This is a genomic window from Siccirubricoccus soli (genome assembly GCF_024178315.1).
Lineage (GTDB): Bacteria > Pseudomonadota > Alphaproteobacteria > Acetobacterales > Acetobacteraceae > Siccirubricoccus > Siccirubricoccus soli.
In genome coordinates this window covers 1-21,001 of record NZ_JAMZIK010000190.1, presented here as the reverse complement: position 1 = coordinate 21,001, position 21,001 = coordinate 1, and the positions used below count along the sequence as shown (strand labels likewise).

General features: G+C 71.2%; 15 protein-coding genes. 11 read left to right on the top strand and 4 right to left on the bottom strand.

Translation table 11 applies throughout. The features are described from left to right. Window positions 1-339: 339 nt before the first annotated feature. Window positions 340-843: a winged helix DNA-binding protein gene (locus NJ376_RS25030; RefSeq protein WP_252956017.1), complete on the bottom strand. Its 504-nt coding sequence runs from the start codon at window positions 841-843 to the stop codon at window positions 340-342. Window positions 844-956: 113 nt separating this feature from the next. Here NJ376_RS25030 and NJ376_RS25025 point away from each other — a divergent pair, with 113 nt between their 5' ends. Both NJ376_RS25025 and NJ376_RS25020 read left to right on the top strand, forming a co-directional pair. Further along, window positions 957-4,586 (top strand): hydantoinase B/oxoprolinase family protein, encoded by a 3,630-nt coding sequence (locus NJ376_RS25025; protein ID WP_252956015.1) that lies wholly within the window; start codon window positions 957-959, stop codon window positions 4,584-4,586. Window positions 4,587-4,752: 166 nt separating this feature from the next. Further along, window positions 4,753-7,614, top strand: a complete 2,862-nt coding sequence (locus NJ376_RS25020) for an AsmA family protein (RefSeq protein WP_252956013.1) — start codon at window positions 4,753-4,755, stop codon at window positions 7,612-7,614. Between the two features lie 496 nt (window positions 7,615-8,110). Here NJ376_RS25020 and NJ376_RS25015 read toward each other — a convergent pair whose 3' ends face one another. Further along, window positions 8,111-8,407, bottom strand: coding sequence for a TM2 domain-containing protein (locus tag NJ376_RS25015; RefSeq protein ID WP_252956012.1), 297 nt, complete (start codon window positions 8,405-8,407; stop codon window positions 8,111-8,113). Window positions 8,408-8,776: 369 nt separating this feature from the next. On the opposite strand from NJ376_RS25015, the gene NJ376_RS25010 reads away from it, so the two are divergent. Together NJ376_RS25010 and NJ376_RS25005 are read left to right on the top strand one after the other, a co-directional pair. Next, window positions 8,777-10,171, top strand: coding sequence for a M20 family metallopeptidase (locus NJ376_RS25010; protein ID WP_252956011.1), 1,395 nt, complete (start codon window positions 8,777-8,779; stop codon window positions 10,169-10,171). 109 nt (window positions 10,172-10,280) lie between these two features. Then, window positions 10,281-10,880, top strand: a complete 600-nt coding sequence (locus NJ376_RS25005) for an EF-hand domain-containing protein (protein WP_252956010.1) — start codon at window positions 10,281-10,283, stop codon at window positions 10,878-10,880. 244 nt (window positions 10,881-11,124) lie between these two features. Here the strand turns inward: NJ376_RS25005 and NJ376_RS25000 are convergent, their stop codons facing one another. Then, window positions 11,125-11,478: a hypothetical protein gene (locus tag NJ376_RS25000; protein WP_252956009.1), complete on the bottom strand. Its 354-nt coding sequence runs from the start codon at window positions 11,476-11,478 to the stop codon at window positions 11,125-11,127. A gap of 353 nt (window positions 11,479-11,831) precedes the next feature. On the opposite strand from NJ376_RS25000, the gene NJ376_RS24995 reads away from it, so the two are divergent. From NJ376_RS24995 to NJ376_RS24980, 4 genes are all read left to right on the top strand, one after another. Further along, window positions 11,832-13,724: a ribonucleoside-diphosphate reductase subunit alpha gene (locus NJ376_RS24995; protein WP_370288630.1), complete on the top strand. Its 1,893-nt coding sequence runs from the start codon at window positions 11,832-11,834 to the stop codon at window positions 13,722-13,724. A 48-nt stretch (window positions 13,725-13,772) separates the two neighbouring features. Continuing rightward, window positions 13,773-14,774 carry a ribonucleotide-diphosphate reductase subunit beta gene (locus tag NJ376_RS24990; RefSeq protein WP_252956007.1) on the top strand — a complete coding sequence of 334 codons (1,002 nt, stop codon included), beginning with the start codon at window positions 13,773-13,775 and terminating at the stop codon, window positions 14,772-14,774. A gap of 336 nt (window positions 14,775-15,110) precedes the next feature. Then, window positions 15,111-15,797: an SCO family protein gene (locus NJ376_RS24985; protein WP_252956005.1), complete on the top strand. Its 687-nt coding sequence runs from the start codon at window positions 15,111-15,113 to the stop codon at window positions 15,795-15,797. A gap of 102 nt (window positions 15,798-15,899) precedes the next feature. Further along, window positions 15,900-16,184 carry a hypothetical protein gene (locus NJ376_RS24980; RefSeq protein ID WP_252956004.1) on the top strand — a complete coding sequence of 95 codons (285 nt, stop codon included), beginning with the start codon at window positions 15,900-15,902 and terminating at the stop codon, window positions 16,182-16,184. Window positions 16,185-16,256: 72 nt separating this feature from the next. Here NJ376_RS24980 and NJ376_RS24975 read toward each other — a convergent pair whose 3' ends face one another. Continuing rightward, on the bottom strand, window positions 16,257-16,571 hold the full coding sequence (locus NJ376_RS24975) for a plasmid stabilization protein (RefSeq protein WP_252956003.1): 315 nt from the start codon (window positions 16,569-16,571) through the stop codon (window positions 16,257-16,259). A 598-nt stretch (window positions 16,572-17,169) separates the two neighbouring features. Here NJ376_RS24975 and NJ376_RS24970 point away from each other — a divergent pair. From NJ376_RS24970 to NJ376_RS24960, 3 genes are read left to right on the top strand one after another with little or no spacing between them, the layout of a single operon-like run. Continuing rightward, window positions 17,170-18,387: a glycosyltransferase gene (locus NJ376_RS24970; protein ID WP_252956002.1), complete on the top strand. Its 1,218-nt coding sequence runs from the start codon at window positions 17,170-17,172 to the stop codon at window positions 18,385-18,387. Further along, window positions 18,380-19,531 (top strand): UDP-galactopyranose mutase, encoded by a 1,152-nt coding sequence (gene glf / locus NJ376_RS24965; protein ID WP_252956001.1) that lies wholly within the window; start codon window positions 18,380-18,382, stop codon window positions 19,529-19,531. The genes NJ376_RS24970 and glf overlap by 8 nt, the downstream gene beginning before the upstream one ends. Before the next feature lie 3 nt (window positions 19,532-19,534). Next, window positions 19,535-20,806, top strand: coding sequence for a beta-glucosidase (locus NJ376_RS24960; protein ID WP_252956000.1), 1,272 nt, complete (start codon window positions 19,535-19,537; stop codon window positions 20,804-20,806). The last annotated feature ends 195 nt before the right edge of the window (window positions 20,807-21,001 follow it).

The window sequence follows — 21,001 nt, the reverse complement described above, 5'->3', positions numbered from 1 at the left end:
GCCGGCAGCGCATAAGAGAAACCCTGCCGACCGCATGGGGTGGGCAGGGTTGCCGGAAAGCTCTGGCAGGGTGGCGGGAGGGCTAGCCTCCCCAGATCCCGTGTCCAGGCCGCACAGCGACGTGCCGCACCGTCTGGGGGCGGCGGCGTCGCAGCAGGCGAGCCGGGATGCGCGGGATCATGCGGAGCATCGGGCCAGGACGGCGCGGCAGAGTCAAGCACGGAATGGAAGCGGGGCGTTGCCCTGTCGCGGCGTTGCCGCGGCAGGCTGTGCGAAGCGCTGATCCTGGAGCGATACCAGGGCTCCCATGGCGTCGCGCAGCGACGTCATGGGGAGGAATCATACCGTGGTCGCAGCCCGCGCCGCCTGGTCGTAGAAGCCGGAGAGGCTGCGCAGCAGCGCCGCTGCGTCGGAAAGCTTCGCCGCCTCCGGCCCGGCATCCCGCACGGCGCGGGCCAGCAGCGCCTCCCGCAGCTCGGCATAGCGGGCGCAGAACGCGGCACCCGCTGCCGTCACCGCCACCAGCTTCTCCTTGCCCGCGCGGCTGGTCTGCACCAGCCCCGCCGCCTCCAGCTTGCGGATGGCGTAGGTGGCGATGTGCGCATCCTCGATGGCGAGCGCCAGCAGGATCTCCGCCTGCCGCTTCGGCCGGCCGCGATGATGCACGGTATGAAGGATCAGCACCTCGGTCGGGGAAAGCCCCGGCGCGCCGGCCGCCGCGGCGCAGAGCACCATCCAGCGCTGGAAGGCATGCCCGGCCAGGATCAGCCCGTACTCCAGCTCCGACAGCGCGGGGGAGGCGCCGGCGGCGAGATGGGCGGAGGAGACGACAGGCCTGGGCATGGGCGTATCGTTGACGAAATACCGATAAATCGTCAATGATTTCTTCCGGAGGAGGCCGGGCCTTGCGCCCATGGCCGCCTGTGGCCATCACGCAATCGGCAGGAGATGAGGCAATGGGCGGCTGGCAATTCTGGATCGACCGCGGCGGCACTTTCACCGATATCGTGGCGCGGGACCCGGAAGGGCGGCTCTCCACCGCCAAGCTGCTCTCCGAGAATCCCGGCCGCTACCGCGACGCCGCGGTGGCGGGCATCCGCCAGGTGCTCGGCCTCGCGCCCGATGCGCCGATCCCGCCCGGCACCATCGAGGCGGTGAAGATGGGCACCACGGTGGCCACCAACGCCCTGCTGGAACGCAAGGGCGAGCGGGTGCTGCTGCTGGTGAACCGTGGCTTCGCCGACATGCTGCGCATCGGCAACCAGGCCCGCCCGCGCCTCTTCGACCTGAACGTGAAGCTGCCGGACCTGCTGCATGAGCGTGTCGCCGAGATCGGCGGCCGCGTCGCGGTGGATGGCGCCGAGCTGGAGCCGCTGGACGAGGCAGCGGCCAAGGCGGCGCTGGCGGCGGCCCATGCCGATGGCATCCGCGCCGTGGCCATCGTGCTGATGCATGCCTGGGCGCATCCGGCGCATGAGCTGCGACTCGGCGAGCTGGCGCGGGAGGCGGGCTTCACCCAGGTCAGCCTCTCCCACCAGGCCTCGCCCCTGCCGCGCATCGTGCCGCGCGGCGACACCACCGTGGTGGATGCCTATCTCTCCCCGATCCTGCGCCGCTATGTGGAGCAGGTGGCGGGCGAATTGCCCGGCGTGCGGCTGTATTTCATGCAGTCCAATGGCGGGCTGGCGGAGGCGGGCAGCTTCCAGGGCAAGGACGCCATCCTCAGCGGCCCCGCCGGCGGCATCGTCGGCGCGGCGCGCACCGCCGGCATGGCGGGGTTCGACCGCATCATCGGCTTCGACATGGGCGGCACCTCGACCGATGTCGCGCTCTATGCCGGGGAGTTCGAGCGGGCCTTCGAGACGCTGGTGGCCGGCGTGCGCATGCGGGCGCCGATGATGGCCATCAACACGGTCGCGGCCGGCGGCGGCTCCATCCTGCATTTCGACGGCGCCCGCTACCGGGTGGGGCCGGATTCCGCCGGCGCCGTGCCCGGCCCGGCCTGCTACCGCCGTGGCGGGCCGCTGGCCGTGACGGATGCGAACGTCATGGTCGGCAAGATCCAGCCGCAGCATTTCCCGGCGGTCTTCGGGCCGGAGGGCAATGAGCCCCTGGACGCCGAGATGGTGCGGCAGAAATTCGCCGCCCTGGCGCGGGAGATCGCGGCGGCGACCGGTACGCCCCAGGATCCGCGCGCGGTGGCGGAGGGCTTCCTGCGCGTGGCGGTGGCGAATATGGCCAACGCCATCAAGCAGGTTTCCATCCAGAAGGGCCACGACGTCACCCGCACCGCGTTGCAATGCTTCGGCGGCGCCGGCGGCCAGCATGCCTGTCTGGTGGCGGATCAGCTCGGCATGGAGACGGTGTTCATCCACCCCTTTGCCGGCGTGCTCTCCGCCTATGGCATGGGCCTCGCCGACCAGACGGTGATCCGCGAGGGGGCGGTGGAGCAGCCGCTCTCGCCCGACTCCATGGCGGGACTCGCCGCCCGGCTCGATGCGCTGGCGGAGGAGGGCAGGGCGGAGCTGCTGAGGCAGGGCGCGCCGGCCGGGCGCATCGTCGCCGCGCGGCGCCTGCATCTGCGCTATGCCGGGACGGACAGCTTCCTGCCCGTCGCCTTCGACGACCACGCCAAGGTGGTGGAGGCCTTCACCGCCGCGCATCGCCAGCGCTTCGGCTTCGCCACGCCGGAACGCCCCGTCATCGTCGAAGCCTGCATTGCCGAGGTGACGGCCGCCGGCGAGGCGGTGGAGGAGGCGAAGCTCGCCCCCCGCCCGGCGGGCGAAGCGGTGCCGGTGCTGGACACCATCGCGCTCTACACCGAGGGCGCCGAGCACCAGGCACCCGTTTACGACCGGGAGGCGCTCTGCGCCGGCGACCGCCTGCCCGGCCCCGCCCTGATCCGCGAGGCCAACGCCACCACCGTGGTGGAGCCAGGCTGGACGGCCGAGGTGACGCCGCTGAACCACCTGGTGCTGCGCCGGACGCAGCCCCGCGCCGCCGCCCGGGTGGCGGATGCCGCTGACTCGCGCGCCTCCGGCGCGACGAAGCCCGACCCGGTGATGCTGGAGCTGTTCAACAACCTCTTCATGTCCATTGCCGAGCAGACCGGCGCGGTGCTGCAGAACACCTCGCTCAGCGTGAACATCAAGGAGCGGCTGGACTTCTCCTGCGCCATCTTCGATGCGACGGGCGGGCTGGTGGCGAATGCGCCGCATGTGCCGGTGCATCTCGGGGCGATGGGCGAGAGCGTGCGGACCGTCATCCGGCTGCGCGGCGACTCGCTCCGCCCCGGCGACGTGGTGGCGCTGAACAACCCCTACAATGGCGGCACGCATCTGCCGGATGTCACCGTCATCACCCCGGTCTTCGACGCGGCGGGGAAGGAGATCCTGTTCTTCCTCGGCAGCCGTGGCCATCACGCGGATATCGGCGGCCTCACCCCCGGCTCCACGCCCCCCATCTCCCGCACGCTGGAGGAGGAGGGGGTCGTCATCGACAATTTCCTGCTGGTGGAACAGGGGCGGTTCCGGGAGGCGGAATTCCGTGCCCTGCTGGCCGGGGCGAGATACCCGGCCCGCTCCCCGGATGTGAACGTGGCCGATATCAAGGCGCAGATCGCCGCCAATGAGAAGGGCGTGCAGGAGCTGCAGCGGGCGGTGCGCGAATTCGGTCTGGAGACCGTGCAGGCCTATATGCGGCACGTCATGGACAATGCCGAGGAAAGCGTCCGCCGGGTGCTGGAGAAGCTGCCGGACGGCGCCTTCGAGACCACCATCGATGACGGCACGAAGCTGAAGGTCGCGGTGCGGGTGGACCGCGCCGCCCGCCGGGCGGTGATCGACTTCACCGGCACCGGCTCGCAGCGGCCCTCGAACTTCAACGCCCCGGCCGCGGTCTGCCGCGCCGTTGTGCTCTACTGCTTCCGGGCACTGGTGGGGGAGGAGATCCCGCTGAACGACGGCTGCCTGAAGCCGCTGGAGATCGTGGTGCCGGAGGGGACCTTCCTCTCCCCCCGTCCCGGCGCGGCGGTGGTGGCGGGCAACACGGAAGTCAGCCAGATGACCTGCAACGCGCTGCTTGCCGCCCTCGGCGCCTGTGCCTCCGCCCAGGCGACGATGAACAACGTTCTGTTCGGAGACGAGACGTATCAGTATTACGAGACGGTCTGCGGCGGCGTCGGCGCCGGCCCGGGATTCGATGGCTGGGGGCCGGTGCAGACGCATATGACGAATACGAGGATGACGGACCCGGAGGTGCTGGAGCTGCGCTACCCTGTCCGGCTGGAGGAATTCTCCATCCGCCGCGGCTCCGGCGGCGCCGGGCGATGGCGCGGCGGGGACGGCTCTCGCCGCCGCATCCGCTTCCTCCGGCCGATGCAGGCGGTCGTCGTCGCCTCCCGCCGCAATGTCGCACCGCATGGGCTGCAGGGCGGCGCCGATGGTGCGCCCGGCCGGCAATGGGTGGAGCGCGCCGATGGCAGCGTGACGGAGATGCCGGGCAATACCGGAAGCGCCGATCTGGCCCCGGGCGATATGCTGGTGGTCGAGACGCCGGGTGGCGGCGGATGGGGGAAGGCGGCTTGAGGCGAGGCCAGGCCAGGGCCCAGGCCGCCGTTTCGGATTCCGGCCCGCATCGGCAACCTGATCCCACGAATCTGAAACCCACACCGGGGTCCGGGGGGGGGGCCACCCCCCGGTGGGGGTTCGGGGGCAAGGCCCCCGACCTGCCCCAGAATCGTCATCCAGCCTGATGCGGAAGCTCGGCCTCGCCCTCCTCGCGCTGCTGGTACTGCTGCCGGCCGCCGCCTGGTTCGGGCCGCGCTTCCTCGACTGGGATGCCTGGCGCGGCCCACTGACGGAGATTGCCTCCGCCCGGCTCGGCCGTCATGTCGCTGTGGGCGGGCGCGTTACCCTCTCCCTGTTGCCCCAGCCCATCCTGGAAGCGGCGGAGGTGGAGATCGGCCCGGATGCGGACGGGCTCTCCCTCCGCGCCCGCGCCATGCGGCTGCGGCTGGACCTGCCCGCCCTGCTGGCCGGGCGGCTGGAGCCGCGGGAGATCGCGCTGCTCGGCGGCGACATCGCCCTGCCCTGGCCGCCCACCCAGCTTCCCAGCTTCCGCCCGCCCCCCTGGCTCACCACCCTCGATGCGCGGCTGGAGGATTTCCGCCTCCTCCTCGGCACCTTGCAGCTCGAAGGGCTGCAGGCGCGGCTGACCACGGGCGGGATCGCGGAGGCGCTCACCGCCGAGGGCCGCTTCACCTTCCGCGGTGCCCAGCTTCGCTTCAACGCCAGCCTCGGCCGTGCCGGCTATGACGGCATCGCGCCGCTCGACCTCTCCGTCGCGCTCGGCCAGGGCGCCCTGGCGGCGCGCGGCGTGCTGGCGCCGGGCGGCGGCTTCGAGGGGCGGCTGGAGGCGAGCGGCCCCGACCTCTCCGCCCTGCTGCCCGCCCCCGCCCAGGCCTTCCGCGCCACCGGCAGGCTGACCGCCTCGGCCGATCTGCTGGCGGCGGATGACCTGACCCTCGAGCTCGGCGGCCAGCCGGCGCGCGGGGCGGTGACGCTGCGCCTGGCGCCGGCGCCGCGGCTGGATCTCTCCCTCGCCGCCGGGCGGCTCGACCTCGATGCCTGGGTGCTGGCGCTGCGGGCGGCGCGGGGCGGCACGCTCCCCGTCTCGGTCGATCTCTCCGCCGAGGCCACCGCCCTGGCCGGCGTGCCGCTGCGGCGGCTGCGCGGCGCCGCCTTCCTGGAGGGGGACCGCGTCACCCTCTCCGACGTCTCCGTCCTGCTGCCGGGGGAGACGGCGCTGGAACTGGCCGGCGCCACCGCCGGGCCGCGGCTGGAACTCGCCCTCCGCTTCGCCGCGCCGAATCTGCGGGAGACGCTCGGCGCGCTCGGCCTGCCGCTGGCCGGGATCGACCCGTCCCGGCTGCGGGAGGCGGAGGGGCGCTTCCGCCTCGCCCTCTCCGAGACCGAGGCCAGCATCGCCGATCTGGCGGCGACGGTGGATGGCACGCAGGTCTCGGGCGCCGGGGTGCTGCGGCAGCCGGCGGGGGGGCGGCCGGCCATCGGCCTCGGCCTGACCCTCGACCGGCTGGAGCTGGACGGGCTGCTGCCCGTCTGGCCGGAGACGGCGAAGCTGGCGGGGTTCGACGTGAACCTGCGGCTGGCGGCGGAGACGCTGCGCTGGCGCGGCCTTGTCGCCGAGCGCGCGGCGGTGGATGCGACGCTGGAGGGAGGCCGCGCCACGCTGCGGCGCCTGGCGCTGCGGCTGGGGGAGGTGGACATCACCGCCTCCGGCGCCGCCCAGCTCGGCCCCGCCCTGCGTTTCCCGGATCTGATGCTGGAGCTGAGCGGCGGGAATGGCGCCGCCCTTGCCCCGCTGCTGCCCGGCGCCTGGGCGCCCCTGGCGCCGCTGCTGGCGGAGCAGGTGGCGCTGCGCCTGGCCGGCAGCGGCACGCCGGAGGCGCTGGCGCTGAAGGCGGAGGGCGATCTCGGCGAGCTGCGGGTGGAGGCGAATGCCACGCTGGACACCCAGGCCGGGCGCGGCAGCGGCGCGTTGACGCTGCGACACCCCGGCGCGCCGCGGCTGCTGGCGGAGCTCGGCCTCGGCGTGCCGGACTGGCTGGGGGAGGGTTCCTTCGCCCTGGTCGCCAGCCTTTCCGGCCAGAGCAACGCCCAGGCGAACAGCCTGACGGCCGAACATCTGGACCTGGTGGCGGGCGCGCTGCGCGGCCGGGCGCAGGTGACGCTGGCCCTGGGGGGCGCAGCGGCCGGCGGCGGGGCACGGCCGCGGCTGACCGGGCGGATCGGCCTGGAGACCCTGCCGCTGCCCTGGCACGGGCTGTGGGCGCGGGAGCCGCTGCGGCTGGAGCCGCTGCAGGCGCTGGAGGCGGAGCTGGCGCTGGAGGCGGCGCGGGTGACGCTGGCCGGCACCGCCCTGCCGCTGGAAGGGGCGAGCGCCACGCTGCGCCTCTCCGGCGGGGTGCTGAAGCTGGAGGGGGTGCAGGGGCGGCTCGGCGGCGGCACGCTGCGCGGTGGGGCGGCGCTGGAGGCCGGCGCCGCGCCGCCGCGGCTGGCGCTGACCGCGACGCTGGCGGATGTGGCGCTGGGCGGGCCGCTCTTCGGCCTGCCGCTGGATCTCTCGGCCGGGCTGTATTCCGGGGAGCTGCGGCTGAACGCCGCCGGCCACAGCCCCGCGGCGCTGACGGCGACGGCGGCGGGCAGGCTGGAGCTGGCCGGGCGGGACGGGGTGCTGGCGGGGCTCTCGCTCGGCGCGCTGCAGCAGGCGGCGGAGCTGCCGGAGCTGGGCCCGGCCGAGGCGGGGCTGCGCCAGGCCCTGCAGGGTGGCGCGAGCGCCTTCGACCGGCTGGAGCTGGCGGGCAGCCTGGCGGAGGGACGGCTGAAGCTGGAGCGGGCGGAGTTGGCCGGGGAGGGCGGCGCGGCGACGGCGGGTGGCGAGATCGACATTCCGCGGGGCAGGCTGGATCTGCGGCTGGAGGCGCGGCCGGTGGCGGAGGCACCGCCGGTGGCGCTGCGGCTGGTGGGGCCGGTGGGGACGCCGCGGCGGCTGGCGGAGCTGGCGCCGTTCCTCAGGTGGAAGGCGGAGAGGTAGGGGGCGGAGCGAGATGTATTGTCCGCTGTAGCCGACCTCCCGGCGCGGACCGCTGCGACGCCCTGCCTCACCGCCCTCCTTGGCATTCGCTCTCCCGCCGAGGAGACGGTCTGCGGAACAGGGTATTCCTCGGCTCGACCTGCAATGGGGGCGCGGCTACAGCCCCTCGGCGGATAAAGCACGGCGTGAGGTCATCGCTCCGGCGCTTCCGTTCGCCTTGGCTCCTGGGCCCCGGTTCAGTTTGTTATCTGGCCGGGCAACTACGTCACCAGCTGAGTTCGGCTGATCGGACGTTGCTTCAATCCGCGGCACCTGGAGCATTTTCAGGTCAGGCGGAATCGCCTGGCGATCCGGGAAATGCCGGCAGGCAGGAGGCTGGTGCGGTTCGCGCTAGTACGGTCAGCGTGAACCGCCTCGACTCATTGTTTTGGCGCGATCACGGCCGGGCCGGATCGACCTTCGACGAGCTCTTGACGCCCGGATATCCCGCCTGCCGTCATCCGATCATAGCAATGAGACGGTCGTTATGCGCTCGCACCATGCCTGGGATCAGGAAGGCGTCGATTAATGCCCAAATGCTGGAGATCACTATGCCAAAGACCGTGCAGGTCAGGAGTAGCATGACGATGGCCGTGCCGGTCCGGCCCAGATAGAAGCGGTGGCCGCCGAACAGGCTCAGGAAGAACCACAAGGCGAAAGCGATACCGACCGATTTCTTGTTGTTGTCGTAGTGCATCATCTGGCGCGCGCTCAACGCTGCGTCGCCGGGCGCGGCAGAAACGGAGGGGGTCAAAGGGATGTCCTGCGAAGGATACGACCGTGCCCAAACTAATAGCTATGTAGATTGGTTGCCAAGCGGTTTTTTGCGGATCCGAAAGTAGCCGGCGGTCGGATGATGCGGCACGGATTTCTCCCTGACGCCGGCCCATCGACAGCGTCCGAGCCAAGGGCACGGTTGGCGGCATCTCCGTTGCCCCTGGCGCAGCCGGAGAAGGGTTACCCGGCGCGTCGGCCTGGCGGCGGCTACTGGCGGATGGCTGACCGGCCGACCCCTCGGCATCCCTGCGGCCGCACGGGTGGCCGACCGGATGCGGGCGCCGAGGTGGACTGGGGGCATCAGTCGGACCATCCTCAGCCGTTTAGTTCCGTTGCCGGGGGCCATATGGGCACACGTGAAAGCGCCATCGAGAGGGCGAGGGAATTCTTCGATGACGGGCGGTTCAGATCCCTCCTCGCCGATCTCGTCGCCATCCCCTCGACCGCCCAGGACCCGGCCTATGAGGCTGAGCTGGTCCGCTACCTGGAGACCGCGATCCGCCCCTGGGTGGAGCGGCTCGGCTTCACCGCCACCATCCACCCGAATCCGCTGGCGGGCTTCGGCCCCATCCTGACCGCGGAGCGGATCGAGGACCCTGGCCGCCCCACCGTGCTGCTCTACGGCCATGGCGACACCGTCCGCGGGCTCGATGAGCAATGGCGCCAGGGCCTCACCCCCTGGGCGCTGACCGAGGAAGGCGACCACTGGTACGGCCGCGGCACCGCGGACAACAAGGGCCAGCACGCGCTCAACCTGGCGGCGCTGGAGGCGGTGCTGGCAGAGCGCGGCGGCCGCCTCGGCTTCAATGTGAAGCTGGTGCTGGAGATGGCGGAAGAGCGCGGCTCCCGCGGGTTGCGGGAATTCGTCGCGGCGAATCGCGCGTTGCTGGCGGCCGATGTGCTGATCGCCTCGGACGGGCCACGGGTGGACCCGGAGCTGCCGACCATCGCCACCGGCACCCGCGGCATCTACCAGTTCGACCTGGTGCTGAAGCTGCGCGAGGGTGGGGTGCATTCCGGCCATTGGGGCGGGCTGACCACCGATCCGGCCATCCGCCTCACCCATGCCATCGCCAGCATCTGCGACGCCCGCGGGAAGATCCTGGTGCGGGACTGGCTGCCGCGGAACGGCGTGCCGGCCGAGGTGCGCGGCGTGCTCGCCGGCTGCCCGGTGGGCGGCGCGGAGGGCGCCGCCACCATCGACCCCGATTGGGGCGAGCCCGGCCTGACGCCCGCCGAGAAGATCTATGGCTGGAACAGCTTCATCGTGCTGGCCATGGTCAGTGGCCGGCCGGAGGCGCCGGTGAATGCCGTGGCGCCGGATGCCCGCGCCACCTGCCACATCCGCTACACGGTGGACACCGACCCTGCGGGCTTCGGCCCGGCGCTGCGGCGCCACCTGGATGAGCACGGCTTCGCCGATATCGAGATTCGCGAGCCGGGGGTGCGCATGGCCGCCTCCCGCACCCCGCCGGACCATCCCTGGGTGCGCTGGGCGCAGGCGAGCATGCAGCGGAGCCTCGGCAAGCGGGTGCAGATCATCCCGAATTCCTCGGGCGGGCTGCCGGGCGACGTGTTCATGGACCATCTCGGCACGCCGCTGGTCTGGGTGCCGCACAGCTACAATGGCTGCAAGCAGCACGGCCCGGACGAGCACCTGCTGACCGGCCCGGCGCGGGAGGGGATCCTGGCCTTCGCCGGGCTGTGGTGGGACCTCGGCGAAGCCGGCACGCCGGGCTGAGCGTTACCCTTCCTCACCACGGATCCAGGCTCCGGTCATGCCGGCGTTACATTTCGCCCGCATGTTCCGGATGCCGGGCCCGACAGGTCCGTCCGAGGAGAACATGCCGATGAAGTCACTCCGCCTTGCCCTGATCGGGTCTGCGCTGCTGGCCGTGCCGGCGCTGGCGCAGCCGGCCCCGCCGCCCGCCCCGGGTGGCGCCCCGCCCGCCCCGCCGGCGGCCGGCCGAGGGCCGCATGGCGGGCCCGTGGGGGTGTTCCAGCGGGTGGATGCCGACCACAATGGCCGCATCACCTGGGACGAGAGCTGGGCCTTCGTGCAGCAGCGCTTCGCCGAGGCCGACCGCAACCGTGACGGCGCGCTGGTGATGGAGGAGCTGCTCTCCGCCCGGCTGATGCCGGCGGCCACCGACCGCGGCGGCCCGGACGGCGCCGACCGGCGGGGCGCCGGCCCGCGGCCGACGCATGCGCGGATGCTGGCGATGATGTTCCGCGCCCTGGACGCCAACCGCGACGCCAAGGTGACGCTGGAGGAGGTGCGCCCGATGATCGAGGCCAAGTTCCGTGCCCTCGATGCCAATGGCGACAACGGCATCACCCTGGACGAGGTGCCGGCGCCGGCGCGCCACCACCACGGGCCGCATGGTCATGGGCCGCAGGGGCCGGGGATGGCGCCGCCGGCACCGCCGGCCGGGCCGCAGCCGGGGTAACGGGGCGCCGATCAGCAGGGGCTCCGCCCCTGCGCCCCGCCGGGGGGATGCCGGCACTGCCGGCAGCGACGGTTCCCGGAGTCCGGTATGGGTTCGCCGGCCAGGCGCGCCTGTCGAGCCCGTCACTACCCGTTGCCTTCCGGCTTGGCTGCGGAAGGCCGCGCAACCCCGGGGAATTCAGCCATCCAGGGTCCCCGCGAAGCCGCGCAGCGGTTTCGCGGGGGAGCGCTGAAGCGTGGCGGCCTTACTCGGTGGGCGGCGGCGCCACCGGGAGGGCCGCCCGGTAGGGCTCGATCCGCAGAGTCTCCTGCCGCAGGATCGTCACCCGGTCCCGCGCCGCGTAGCGCGTGCTGCCATCCGCGGCGCGGCCCACCGCATAGCGCCAAGCGGTGATCTGGCCCTCCGCCACCAGCGCCCGCGCCAGCCGCTCCACCCCCGGCCCGCTGCCCAGCCGCGCCAGCTCCGCGGCGGTGAGGCCGATGGTCACCTCATCCCGCGGCCCGACCACCTTGAACAGCGTCACCCCCTCCTCCGCCCGGGCGGGCAGGGCAAGCAGCAGGGCCAAGCCGGCAAGGCTCAGGCGGGCGGGCAGGGTCATGCCAGGGCTCCCGGAAGGCGGGCGAGGCGGCCGAAGGGAAGGAGCCAGGGTGGCAGGGCAAGCGGCCGCGTCCCCGCCGCAAGGCATTCTGCCCTGGCGCGCTGCCGGCTGCGAGGCTGGATCGATCCGGATGACAGGATGTGACTCTCTGGCCACAGGCGGGTCGAATCCCGGCGGCGAGGCGCCGGCCTGGTCGCTTGACGGGGCCGGGAATTGCCCGCAAGTTGGGAACAAATATCGAACATTGGCCTTCCCCCTGGCTTTCCGGCATATCGGAAATGCTGGAACTGCCTACCTGATCTGGTGTTAGAGTGGCGGTCTTGCTCCAATATCTTGTGTGGAGAGCGTCCGCGATGCATGCTCCGGTCCGCGGGAGAGAGGGGGACGTAACGGTGTTCGATGCGGTTCAGTTGGAAGGCCACCATCAGGTGCAGGTGGATCGGGCGCGCGACGCGTTGCTGACGGATTTCGGCAAGGCGACGCTGGATGACCGCTACCTGCTGCCCGGGGAGAGCTACCAGGACCTCTTCGCCCGCGTCGCCAGCGCCTTCGGCGACGATGCCGCGCACGCCCAGCGGATCTACGACTACATCAGCAAGCTGTGGTTCATGCCGGCGACGCCGGTGCTCTCCAATGGCGGCACCACCCGCGGCCTGCCCATCTCCTGCTTCCTGAACGAGGCCTCCGACAGCCTCGAGGGCATCGTCGGCCTGTGGAACGAGAATGTCTGGCTGGCCGCCAAGGGCGGCGGCATCGGCAGCTACTGGGGCAATCTCCGCGGCATCGGGGAGAAGGTGGGGCGCAACGGCAAGACCTCCGGCGTCGTCCCCTTCATCCGGGTGATGGACAGCTTGACCCTCGCCATCTCCCAGGGCTCGCTCCGCCGCGGTTCAGCCGCCTGCTACCTGCCGGTCTCCCACCCCGAGATCGAGGAGTTCATCGAGATCCGCCGCCCGACCGGCGGCGACCCTAACCGCAAGGCGCTGAACCTGCACCACGGCATCCTGGTGCCGGACGCCTTCATGCGCGCGGTCGAGAACGATGAGGAATGGCCGCTGACCAGCCCGAAGGACGGCGCCATCGTGCGCAAGATCTCGGCCCGCAGCCTCTGGATCCGCATCCTCACGGCGCGGATCGAGACGGGCGAGCCCTACCTGATCTTCTCCGACCATGTGAACAAGGCGCTGCCGCCGCACCACAAGCTGGCGGGGCTGGAGGTGAAGACCTCCAACCTCTGCTCCGAGATCACCCTGCCGACCGGCAAGGATCAGCACGGGCGGGACCGCACGGCGGTGTGCTGCCTCTCCTCCCTCAACCTCGAGACTTGGTTCGAGTGGAAGGACAATCCGCGCTTCATCCCGGACGTGATGCGCTTCCTCGACAACGTGCTGCAGGAGTTCATCGACACCGCCCCCGACAGCATGGCGAAGGCGAAGTACTCCGCGATGCGGGAGCGGAGCGTCGGCCTTGGCGTCATGGGCTTCCACAGCTTCCTGCAGAGCCAGAACGTGCCCTTCGAGAGCGTGATCGCGAAGGTCTGGAACAAGAAGATGTTCAAGCACATCCGGGAGCAGGCGGATTTCGCCAGCCGCGCCCTGGCGGAGGAGCGCGGCCCCTGCCCGGATGCGGCGGAATACGGCGTGATGGAGCGCTTCTCGAACAAGATGGCGATCGCGCCGACCGCCTCCATCTCCATCATCTGCGGCGGGGCGTCCCCGGGCATCGAGCCGATCGCGGCCAATGTCTACAACCACAAGACGCTCAGCGGCAGCTACATCGTGCGCAACCCGTACCTGAAGAAGGTGCTGGCGAAGCATGGCCGCGACGATGCCGACACCTGGACCAGCATCACGGTGAACAAGGGCAGCGTGCAGCACCTGGACTTCCTGACGGAGCAGGAGAAGGCCACCTTCCGCACCGCCTTCGAACTGGACCAGCGCTGGGTGGTGGAGCATGCCGCCGACCGCACGCCCTTCATCTGCCAGAGCCAGTCGGTGAACCTGTTCCTGCCGGCGAATGTGCACAAGCGGGACCTGCACCAGATCCACATGCAGGCCTGGAAGAAGGGGGTGAAGAGCCTCTACTACTGCCGCAGCCTGTCCATCCAGCGCGCCGACACCATCAGCGAGAAGGTGGTCGGCCAGGGCGACATCATGGCGGCGCATGTGCCGCAGGCGCGGCCGGAACTGGTGCTGGCGAAGGCCGAGGCGAGCACGGACTACGAAGAGTGCCTGGCCTGCCAGTAGGCAGGCCGGCGACTGCTGCCTACCCCACGCAAGTCAATGGCGGGTATCATGGCCGACGGCAATTTCTCCCCGGACACCCATCCTGTGCGCTTCGACCTCCTGACCGCCAACCCGGTCTACAAGCCCTTCCGCTACCCCTGGGCCTATGACGCCTGGCTCACCCAGCAGCGCGTCCACTGGCTGCCGGAGGAAGTGCCGCTGGCGGACGACGTGAAGGACTGGCAGCGCAACCTCAGCCCCGCCGAGCGGAACCTGCTGACGCAGATCTTCCGCTTCTTCACCCAGGCGGATGTCGAGGTGAACAACTGCTACATGAAGCACTACTCCCAGGTGTTCAAGCCGACGGAAGTGCTCATGATGCTGTCGGCCTTCAGCAACATCGAGACCATCCACATCGCCGCCTATTCCCACCTGCTGGACACGGTGGGGATGCCCGAGGTCGAGTACACCGCCTTCCTCCGCTACAAGGAGATGAAGGACAAATTCGACTACATGCAGGGCTTCCGGGTGGACTCGAAGACCGAGATCGCCAAGACCCTCGCCGCCTTCGGCGCCTTCACCGAAGGGCTGCAGCTCTTCGCCTCCTTCGCCATCCTGATGAACTTCCCGCGCTTCAACAAGATGAAGGGGATGGGCCAGATCGTTTCCTGGTCGGTGCGGGACGAGACGCTGCACTGCAACTCCATCATCCGCCTCTTCCGCACCTTCGTGCAGGAGAATCCGGAGATCTGGACGGAGGAGCTGAAGCGCGACCTCACCGAGATCTGCGACACCATCGTGCAACACGAGGATGCCTTCATCGATCTCGCCTTCGAGTTGGGTGGCGTCGAGGGGCTGAACGCCGAGGACACCAAGACCTATATCCGCTTCATCGCCGACCGCCGGTTGCAGCAGCTCGGGCTCGAGCCGCTCTACAACATCGAGCGGAACCCGCTGCCCTGGCTCGATGAGATGCTGAACGCGGTGGAGCACACGAATTTCTTCGAGAACCGCGCCACCGAGTATTCCCGCGCCAGCACCATGGGGAGCTGGGACGAGGCTTTCGCCTGACGCCGGCCCGGCGGCGCGCCCCCGGGCGCGGACCCGGGCAAGCCAGGGGCTTTTCGGCCCCTGCCGGTGTCCTGCCTGCGCCCTTCGCCGGATGTCCGGCGAACGGAGCGGCCAGGCAGGCTCCCAGGCAGGTCACTGACGTCAAGCGCCGGCGGCCCTGGAGCGACGCCCGCCGGACCGGAGACCGAGGGCCGTTCCGAAAGGCGCCTTCCTCTCGGATGCGGGGCCCGGCCCGCCGGCATCGGTCGGCCGACCACGCATTCTGGGCGTCCTGGCCATCGTATCGATGCCGACCAAGCTTGGCGCGGGGCCGGCTCTGCCGCTATCAAGCGCGCCATGCTTCGCGTCATCCGGCTGCTGGCCTTCCTGCTGATCCTGCTGCTCGGCGGCGCCTGGGCGCTTGCCTGGGCCACGCGCGCGCCGGAAGAGAGCCTCGTGGATGCCTTCGCCAACCGCATCGCGCAGCTCTTCGGCGGCCAGGCGCCGGTGGCCGCCATGGGCGGCATTTCCCTGCCGCAGGGCATGACGCTGGGCGGCAGCTTCAGCCTGGTGAACCAGGACGGCCGCGCGGTGACGGAGCGCGATTATGCCGGCCGCTGGATGCTCGTCTATTTCGGCTACAGCTACTGCCCGGATGTCTGCCCGACGGAGCTCGGCGCGATGACCGCCGCGCTCGACCAGCTGGGCCCGCTGGCGGAGCAGGTGGTGCCGGTCTTCGTCAGCGTGGATCCGGAGCGGGACACGCCGGCCCATCTGGCGGATTACGTCAGCCGCTTCCATCCGCGGCTGCAGGGGCTGACCGGCACGCCGGAGCAGGTGGCGGAGGCGGCGCGCCGCTTCCGCGTCTATTATGCCAAGGTGCAAAGGCCCGACATGACCGATTACTTGATGGATCATTCCAGTTTTGTGTATCTGGTGGGACCGGATGCCAGGGTACGCAGCCTGTTCCGCCCGGACACCTCGCCCGAGGCGATGGCGGCGGCGGTGCAGGCCCAGCTCGGCGCCGCCTCTCGGCGGAGTTGAGCAGTCTTTTTGCAGGGGCTGTCCTAGATTGGCGGGCCGACGATTCGGCATCCTGCCAGGGCGGCATGGCCACGGCGGCATGGATGGCGCGGGGAGCAGCTGATGGTGGATGAGGCTTCCGACCTGGAGGGCGGGCGGGAGACCGGGCGCGGGGCGGCCGCGCCCCGGCATAGCCGCCGGCTTTCCGACAAGATCCTGATCGCCTTCCACCATGCCTGCGACCAGGCGGATTTCGAGGTGGCGGAGCAGCTGCTGCGCATCCTGGAGATGATGCTGACGCGCCGCCCCGTCTCCCCGGACGCCAATCGCCGGCGGAACATGGAAAGCCTGGTGGCGGCGCATGAGCGGCTCTGGCACCTGCGCCATCCGGATTCGGACGACAAATAGGCCGGCGCCGCGCCGGCCGGGCGTGGCGGATGGTGCCTCTCGGGCGGTCGCCTCGCGGCGGCCGCCATCGGCTCAGGAATGTGCCTCCGCCGCATGGCGCTTCCGCGTCGCGGCCGCCTTCTTCGCCGCGGCCGAGCGTGCCGCCGCCGGACGCGCGGCGGCGGCTTGGCCGCCGATCTTCCCGCCTCGCTTGGCGGAGACATGCGTGTCGGGCTTGCCGCGGCCGGAGCCGCTCTTGTTGCCGCCGCCGGTCTCCTTGTTGACCGTCGCCCAGGCGCGGCGCTCGGCCTCCTTCTCCGGGACGCCGCGGCTCTCGTAGCTCTCCTCGATATGCTCCGCCTGGCGCTTCTGCTTGCCGGTGTAGGCGGATTTATCCCCGCGGGGCATGGCGATCTCCTTTGGCCGATTCCTGGTGCGATATCCGGCGGGATGGATCGCCCGTCGGATATCGCTGAGGCATGCATCTGAGGCTGCGCCGGGCCCGACAGACCGCATCAGGATTCGCCGGATCGGCGGCTGCTGCAGGAAACGGCCTGGCATCGGGTCGGGTTCGGCCTGGGCGCGACGCCATCTCCGCTTGTTGCGTCGCGCGGCAACCTGGCCGCGATGGAAAGCGCTCTTTCTCCAGTTGAGGGAGAGACTCCTCCTGGCCGGCGCCGAGAGCGGCCTGCGCCGGACATCGTGTTCCCAGGAACAGGGGATCCAGCCGGTAAGGCTGCATGGCAGGCGCGGCCTTGCTGCGCGCCGCGTGCCGCCCGCGCCGCACACATCTCCGCGCATGCCGGGCGTGGCGGCAAACGATCACGGCTTCGGGCGTTACCCCCGGCAGGTTCGGGTGCGCCTCGCTTGAACCGTCCGACTCCGGCGCCTTGCCATTCGCTGCGAAGGTGCCGGGCACCTGTCTCGCCTGCGTCCTCCCTGCCGCCGCCACCCGTGACGCGGCCGCCCCCCGCCCTGGCGGATCAGGTGGTCGTCCCGGGCTCCCATGCCTCCAAGTCATTCCAGGAGAAATATCATTCCGCACGTATCGCGCATCGCGGACAAGCCGCTGCTGCTCTGCCTCTCGCATCTGCGCTGGGATTTCGTCTTCCAGCGCCCGCAGCATCTCCTCACCCGTGCCGCCCGGTCCCATCGCGTGCTGTTCTTCGAGGAGCCGCTGCGCCGCGCCCCGGCCCCCGGCCTGCCGCGTCTTGAGCTGCGGCGCACGCCGGAGGGGGTGGAGATCGCCACGCCGCTGCTGCCGGACAGCCTGGACGAGGCGGCCTCCGACGCGGCGCAGCGCGCCCTGCTGGACGAGTTGCTGGGCGGCGAGCAGCCGGCGATCGCCTGGTACTACACCCCGATGGCGCTCGCCTTCACCGCGCATCTGCATCCCGGCCTCGCGGTCTATGACTGCATGGACGAGCTCTCCGCCTTCCTCGGCGCCTCGCCGCGACTGCTCCTGCTCGGGCGGCGGCTGCTGCAGCAGGTGGACATCGTCTTCACCGGCGGCCGCTCGCTCTATGAGGCGAAGCGCGGGCTGCACCCCTCGGTGCATCAATTCACCTCGGGCGTCGATGTCGCCCATTTCGGCCAAGCGCGGGAGCCGCGCCTCGCCGCCGGTCCCGGCCCTGCGGACCAGGCCGGCATCCCCCGCCCGCGGCTCGGCTGGTTCGGGGTGGTGGATGAGCGGATGGATCTCGCGCTGGTGGATGCGGTCGCCGCGCGCCGCCCGGACTGGTCCCTCGTCATGGTCGGCCCGGTGGTGAAGATCGATCCGGCCAGCCTGCCGCGCCGGCCGAACATCCACTGGCTCGGCGGCAAGGCCATGGCGGAGCTGCCGGCCTACCTTGCCGGCTGGGATTGCGGGCTGATGCCCTTCGCGATGAACGAATCGACGCGCTTCATCTCTCCCACCAAGACGCCGGAATACCTGGCGGCCGGCGTGCCGCTGGTCTCCACGCCGGTGGTGGATGTGGTGCGCGACTGGGGCGCGAAGGGCCTCGTCGCCATCGCCGCCGATGCGGAGCAGGTGACCGCGGCGGCCGAGGCGGCGATGGCGCGGCCGCGCCTCTCCTGGTGGGCAGAGGCCGATCGCCACCTGGCCGGCTGTTCCTGGGATTCGATCTGGTCCGCGATGCAGGAGCTGATCCAGGCGAGGGCGGCGGCGAAGACCGCGGGCGGCGGATCCGCCGTGGCGGCCGCGGGCCAGGCCCATGTTTGACTGGCTCATCGTCGGCGCCGGATTCGCCGGCGCCACCCTCGCCGAGCGCCTGGCCTCCGTCCGCGGCGAGCGGGTGGCGATCATCGACCGGCGCGAGCATGTCGGCGGCAATGCCTTCGACGAGAGGGATGCGGCGGGCATCCTGATGCATCGCTACGGCCCGCACATCTTCCACACCAATTCGGACCAGGTCTTCGCGCATCTGTCGCGTTTCACCAGGTGGCGCGCCTATGAGCACCGCGTCCTGGCGCGGCTGGCGGATGGCCGGCTGGTGCCGATGCCGATCAACCGCACCACGGTGAACCGGCTGCACGACCTCTCCCTGACCACGGAGGGGGAGGTGGAGGCCTTCTTCGCCTCCCGCGCCGAGCATGTGCCGGAGATCCGCTCCTCGGAGGATGTCGTCGTCTCCCGCGTCGGGCGCGAGCTCTATGAGACCTTCTTCCGCGGCTACACCCGCAAGCAATGGGGCCTCGACCCCTCGGAGCTGGACAAGTCCGTCACCGCCCGGGTGCCGACGCGCAACAGCAATGACGATCGCTACTTCACCGACACCCACCAATTCATGCCGCTGCACGGCTACACGGCGATGTTCGGGCGGATGCTGGACCATCCGAACATCACGGTGCTGACCGGCACCGACTACCGCGCGGTGCGGGACAGCCTGCCGCACCGAAGGCTGATCTGGACCGGGCCGGTGGATGAGTTCTTCGGCCACCGCCACGGCAGGCTGCCCTACCGCTCCCTCCGCTTCCGGCACGAGACGCTGGACCGCGAGTGGTTCCAGCCGGTCGGCACGGTGAACTACCCGGGGGAGGAGGTGCCCTTCACCCGCATCTCCGAATACAAGCACCTCACCGGGCAGGTGCATCCGCAGACCACCATCACCACCGAATATCCGGCGGCCGAGGGCGACCCCTACTACCCGGTGCCGCGGCCGGAGAATGCCGCGCTCTACAAGCGCTACGAGGCGCTGGCGGATGCCGTGCCGGATGTGTGGTTCGTCGGCCGCCTCGCCACCTACCGTTACTACAACATGGACCAGGTGGTGGCGCAGGCGCTGGCGACCTTCCGCCGCATCGAGGCCGAGGTGCCGCCGCGCGCGGCGAATGACGGCCGCTTCCTTGCCGCGGCGGGGGAGTGAGGGATGCCGGATGCGATGGCGTCCAGCCCCTTTCCGGGCTTCTTCCTCGGTGGCTTCGAGTGTTCCGCGCAGCGCCGCAAGGATGGCCGGCGGCTGGACCTGATCGCCGCCACCCGCCACGATCTGCTGGCGGAGGAGGATTACGCGGCGCTGGCCGCGCAGGGGTTGCGGGGCGCGCGGGACGGCGCGCGCTGGCACCTGATCGAGCGCGTGCCGGAGCGCTACGACTGGTCGCCCGTGCTGCCGCTGATGCGGGCGGCGCGCAAGGCCGGGGTGCGGGTGGCCTGGGACCTATGCCACTACGGCTATCCGGACCATCTGGACCCGCTGGAGGAGGGCTTCGCCGCAGCGCTGGCCCGCTACGCTGCCGCCTTCGCGCGGCTCTGCCTGGAGGAGGAGGGGCAGCCGCCCATCCTCTGCCCGGTCAACGAGATCTCCTTCTGGTCCTGGGCCGGCGGCGAGGTCGGCTATTTCAACCCCGGAGCGCGGGACCGCGGCGGCGAACTGAAGGCCAAGCTGGTCGCCGCCCATCTCGCGGCCGGGCGCGCGGCGCGCGCCGCGGTGCCCGGCACGCGGGTGATCGCGGTGGATCCGCTCATCCATGTGCTGCCGCACCGGCCGGAGGATGCCGAGACCGCCGCCGCCTATGACCGCTCGCAATGGGATGGCTGGAACGGGTTGCTGGGCCTGGCTTGGCCGGAACTCGGCGGCGGCCCGGACGGCTTCGACGTGATGGGGGTGAATTACTACTGGAACAACCAGTGGGAGCGGGAGGGCGAGGCGGGCCGGACGGTGCGCCTGGGCGATCCGCGCCACCGCCCGTTCCGCGAGCTGCTGCGCGACGCCCATGCGCGCTACCGGCGGCCGATGATCATCACCGAGACGAGCATCGAGGGCGCGCCGCGCGCCCCCTGGCTCCGCTATGTCTGCAACGAGGCACGGGCGGCGATGCGCGCTGGCGTGCCGATCAGCGGGCTCTGCCTCTACCCGGTCGTCTCCCATCCGGGGTGGGACGATGACCGCTACTGCCCCAACGGGCTGTTCGAAATGCCGCCCCGGCACGGCCGCCGCCCGGTCGATGCGCCGCTGGCGCGGGAGCTTGCCCGGCAGGCAGCGCTGTTCGAGGCCTTCCGGCGCGGCGAGGCGGTGCCGGACGAGCCGGAGTCCGGCCCGGCCTTCGCCGCCGCCTGGGAGCATTCGGAGGCGGCCCGCATCGCCGCCGGGGCGGAGGCCGAGCGTCTGGCGGGGGATGTGGCGGCGACCGAGCAGAGGTAGCTGCGGAGGCTGCGCTGGGCCGCGGGCAGGCGACGCCCTGGTCGGGCAGCCGCTCAGCCCGCGCCCGGCAGCGGCGCCGCAGCGCCCAGCACGGCCTGCGCCGCCGGGGTGAAGCCGGCTTCGTCATGCAGCACCAGCCCCGGCTCCAGCCGCGCCGGGCCGCGGCTGCCCTGCCGCCCCTGCAGCAGCACGCGC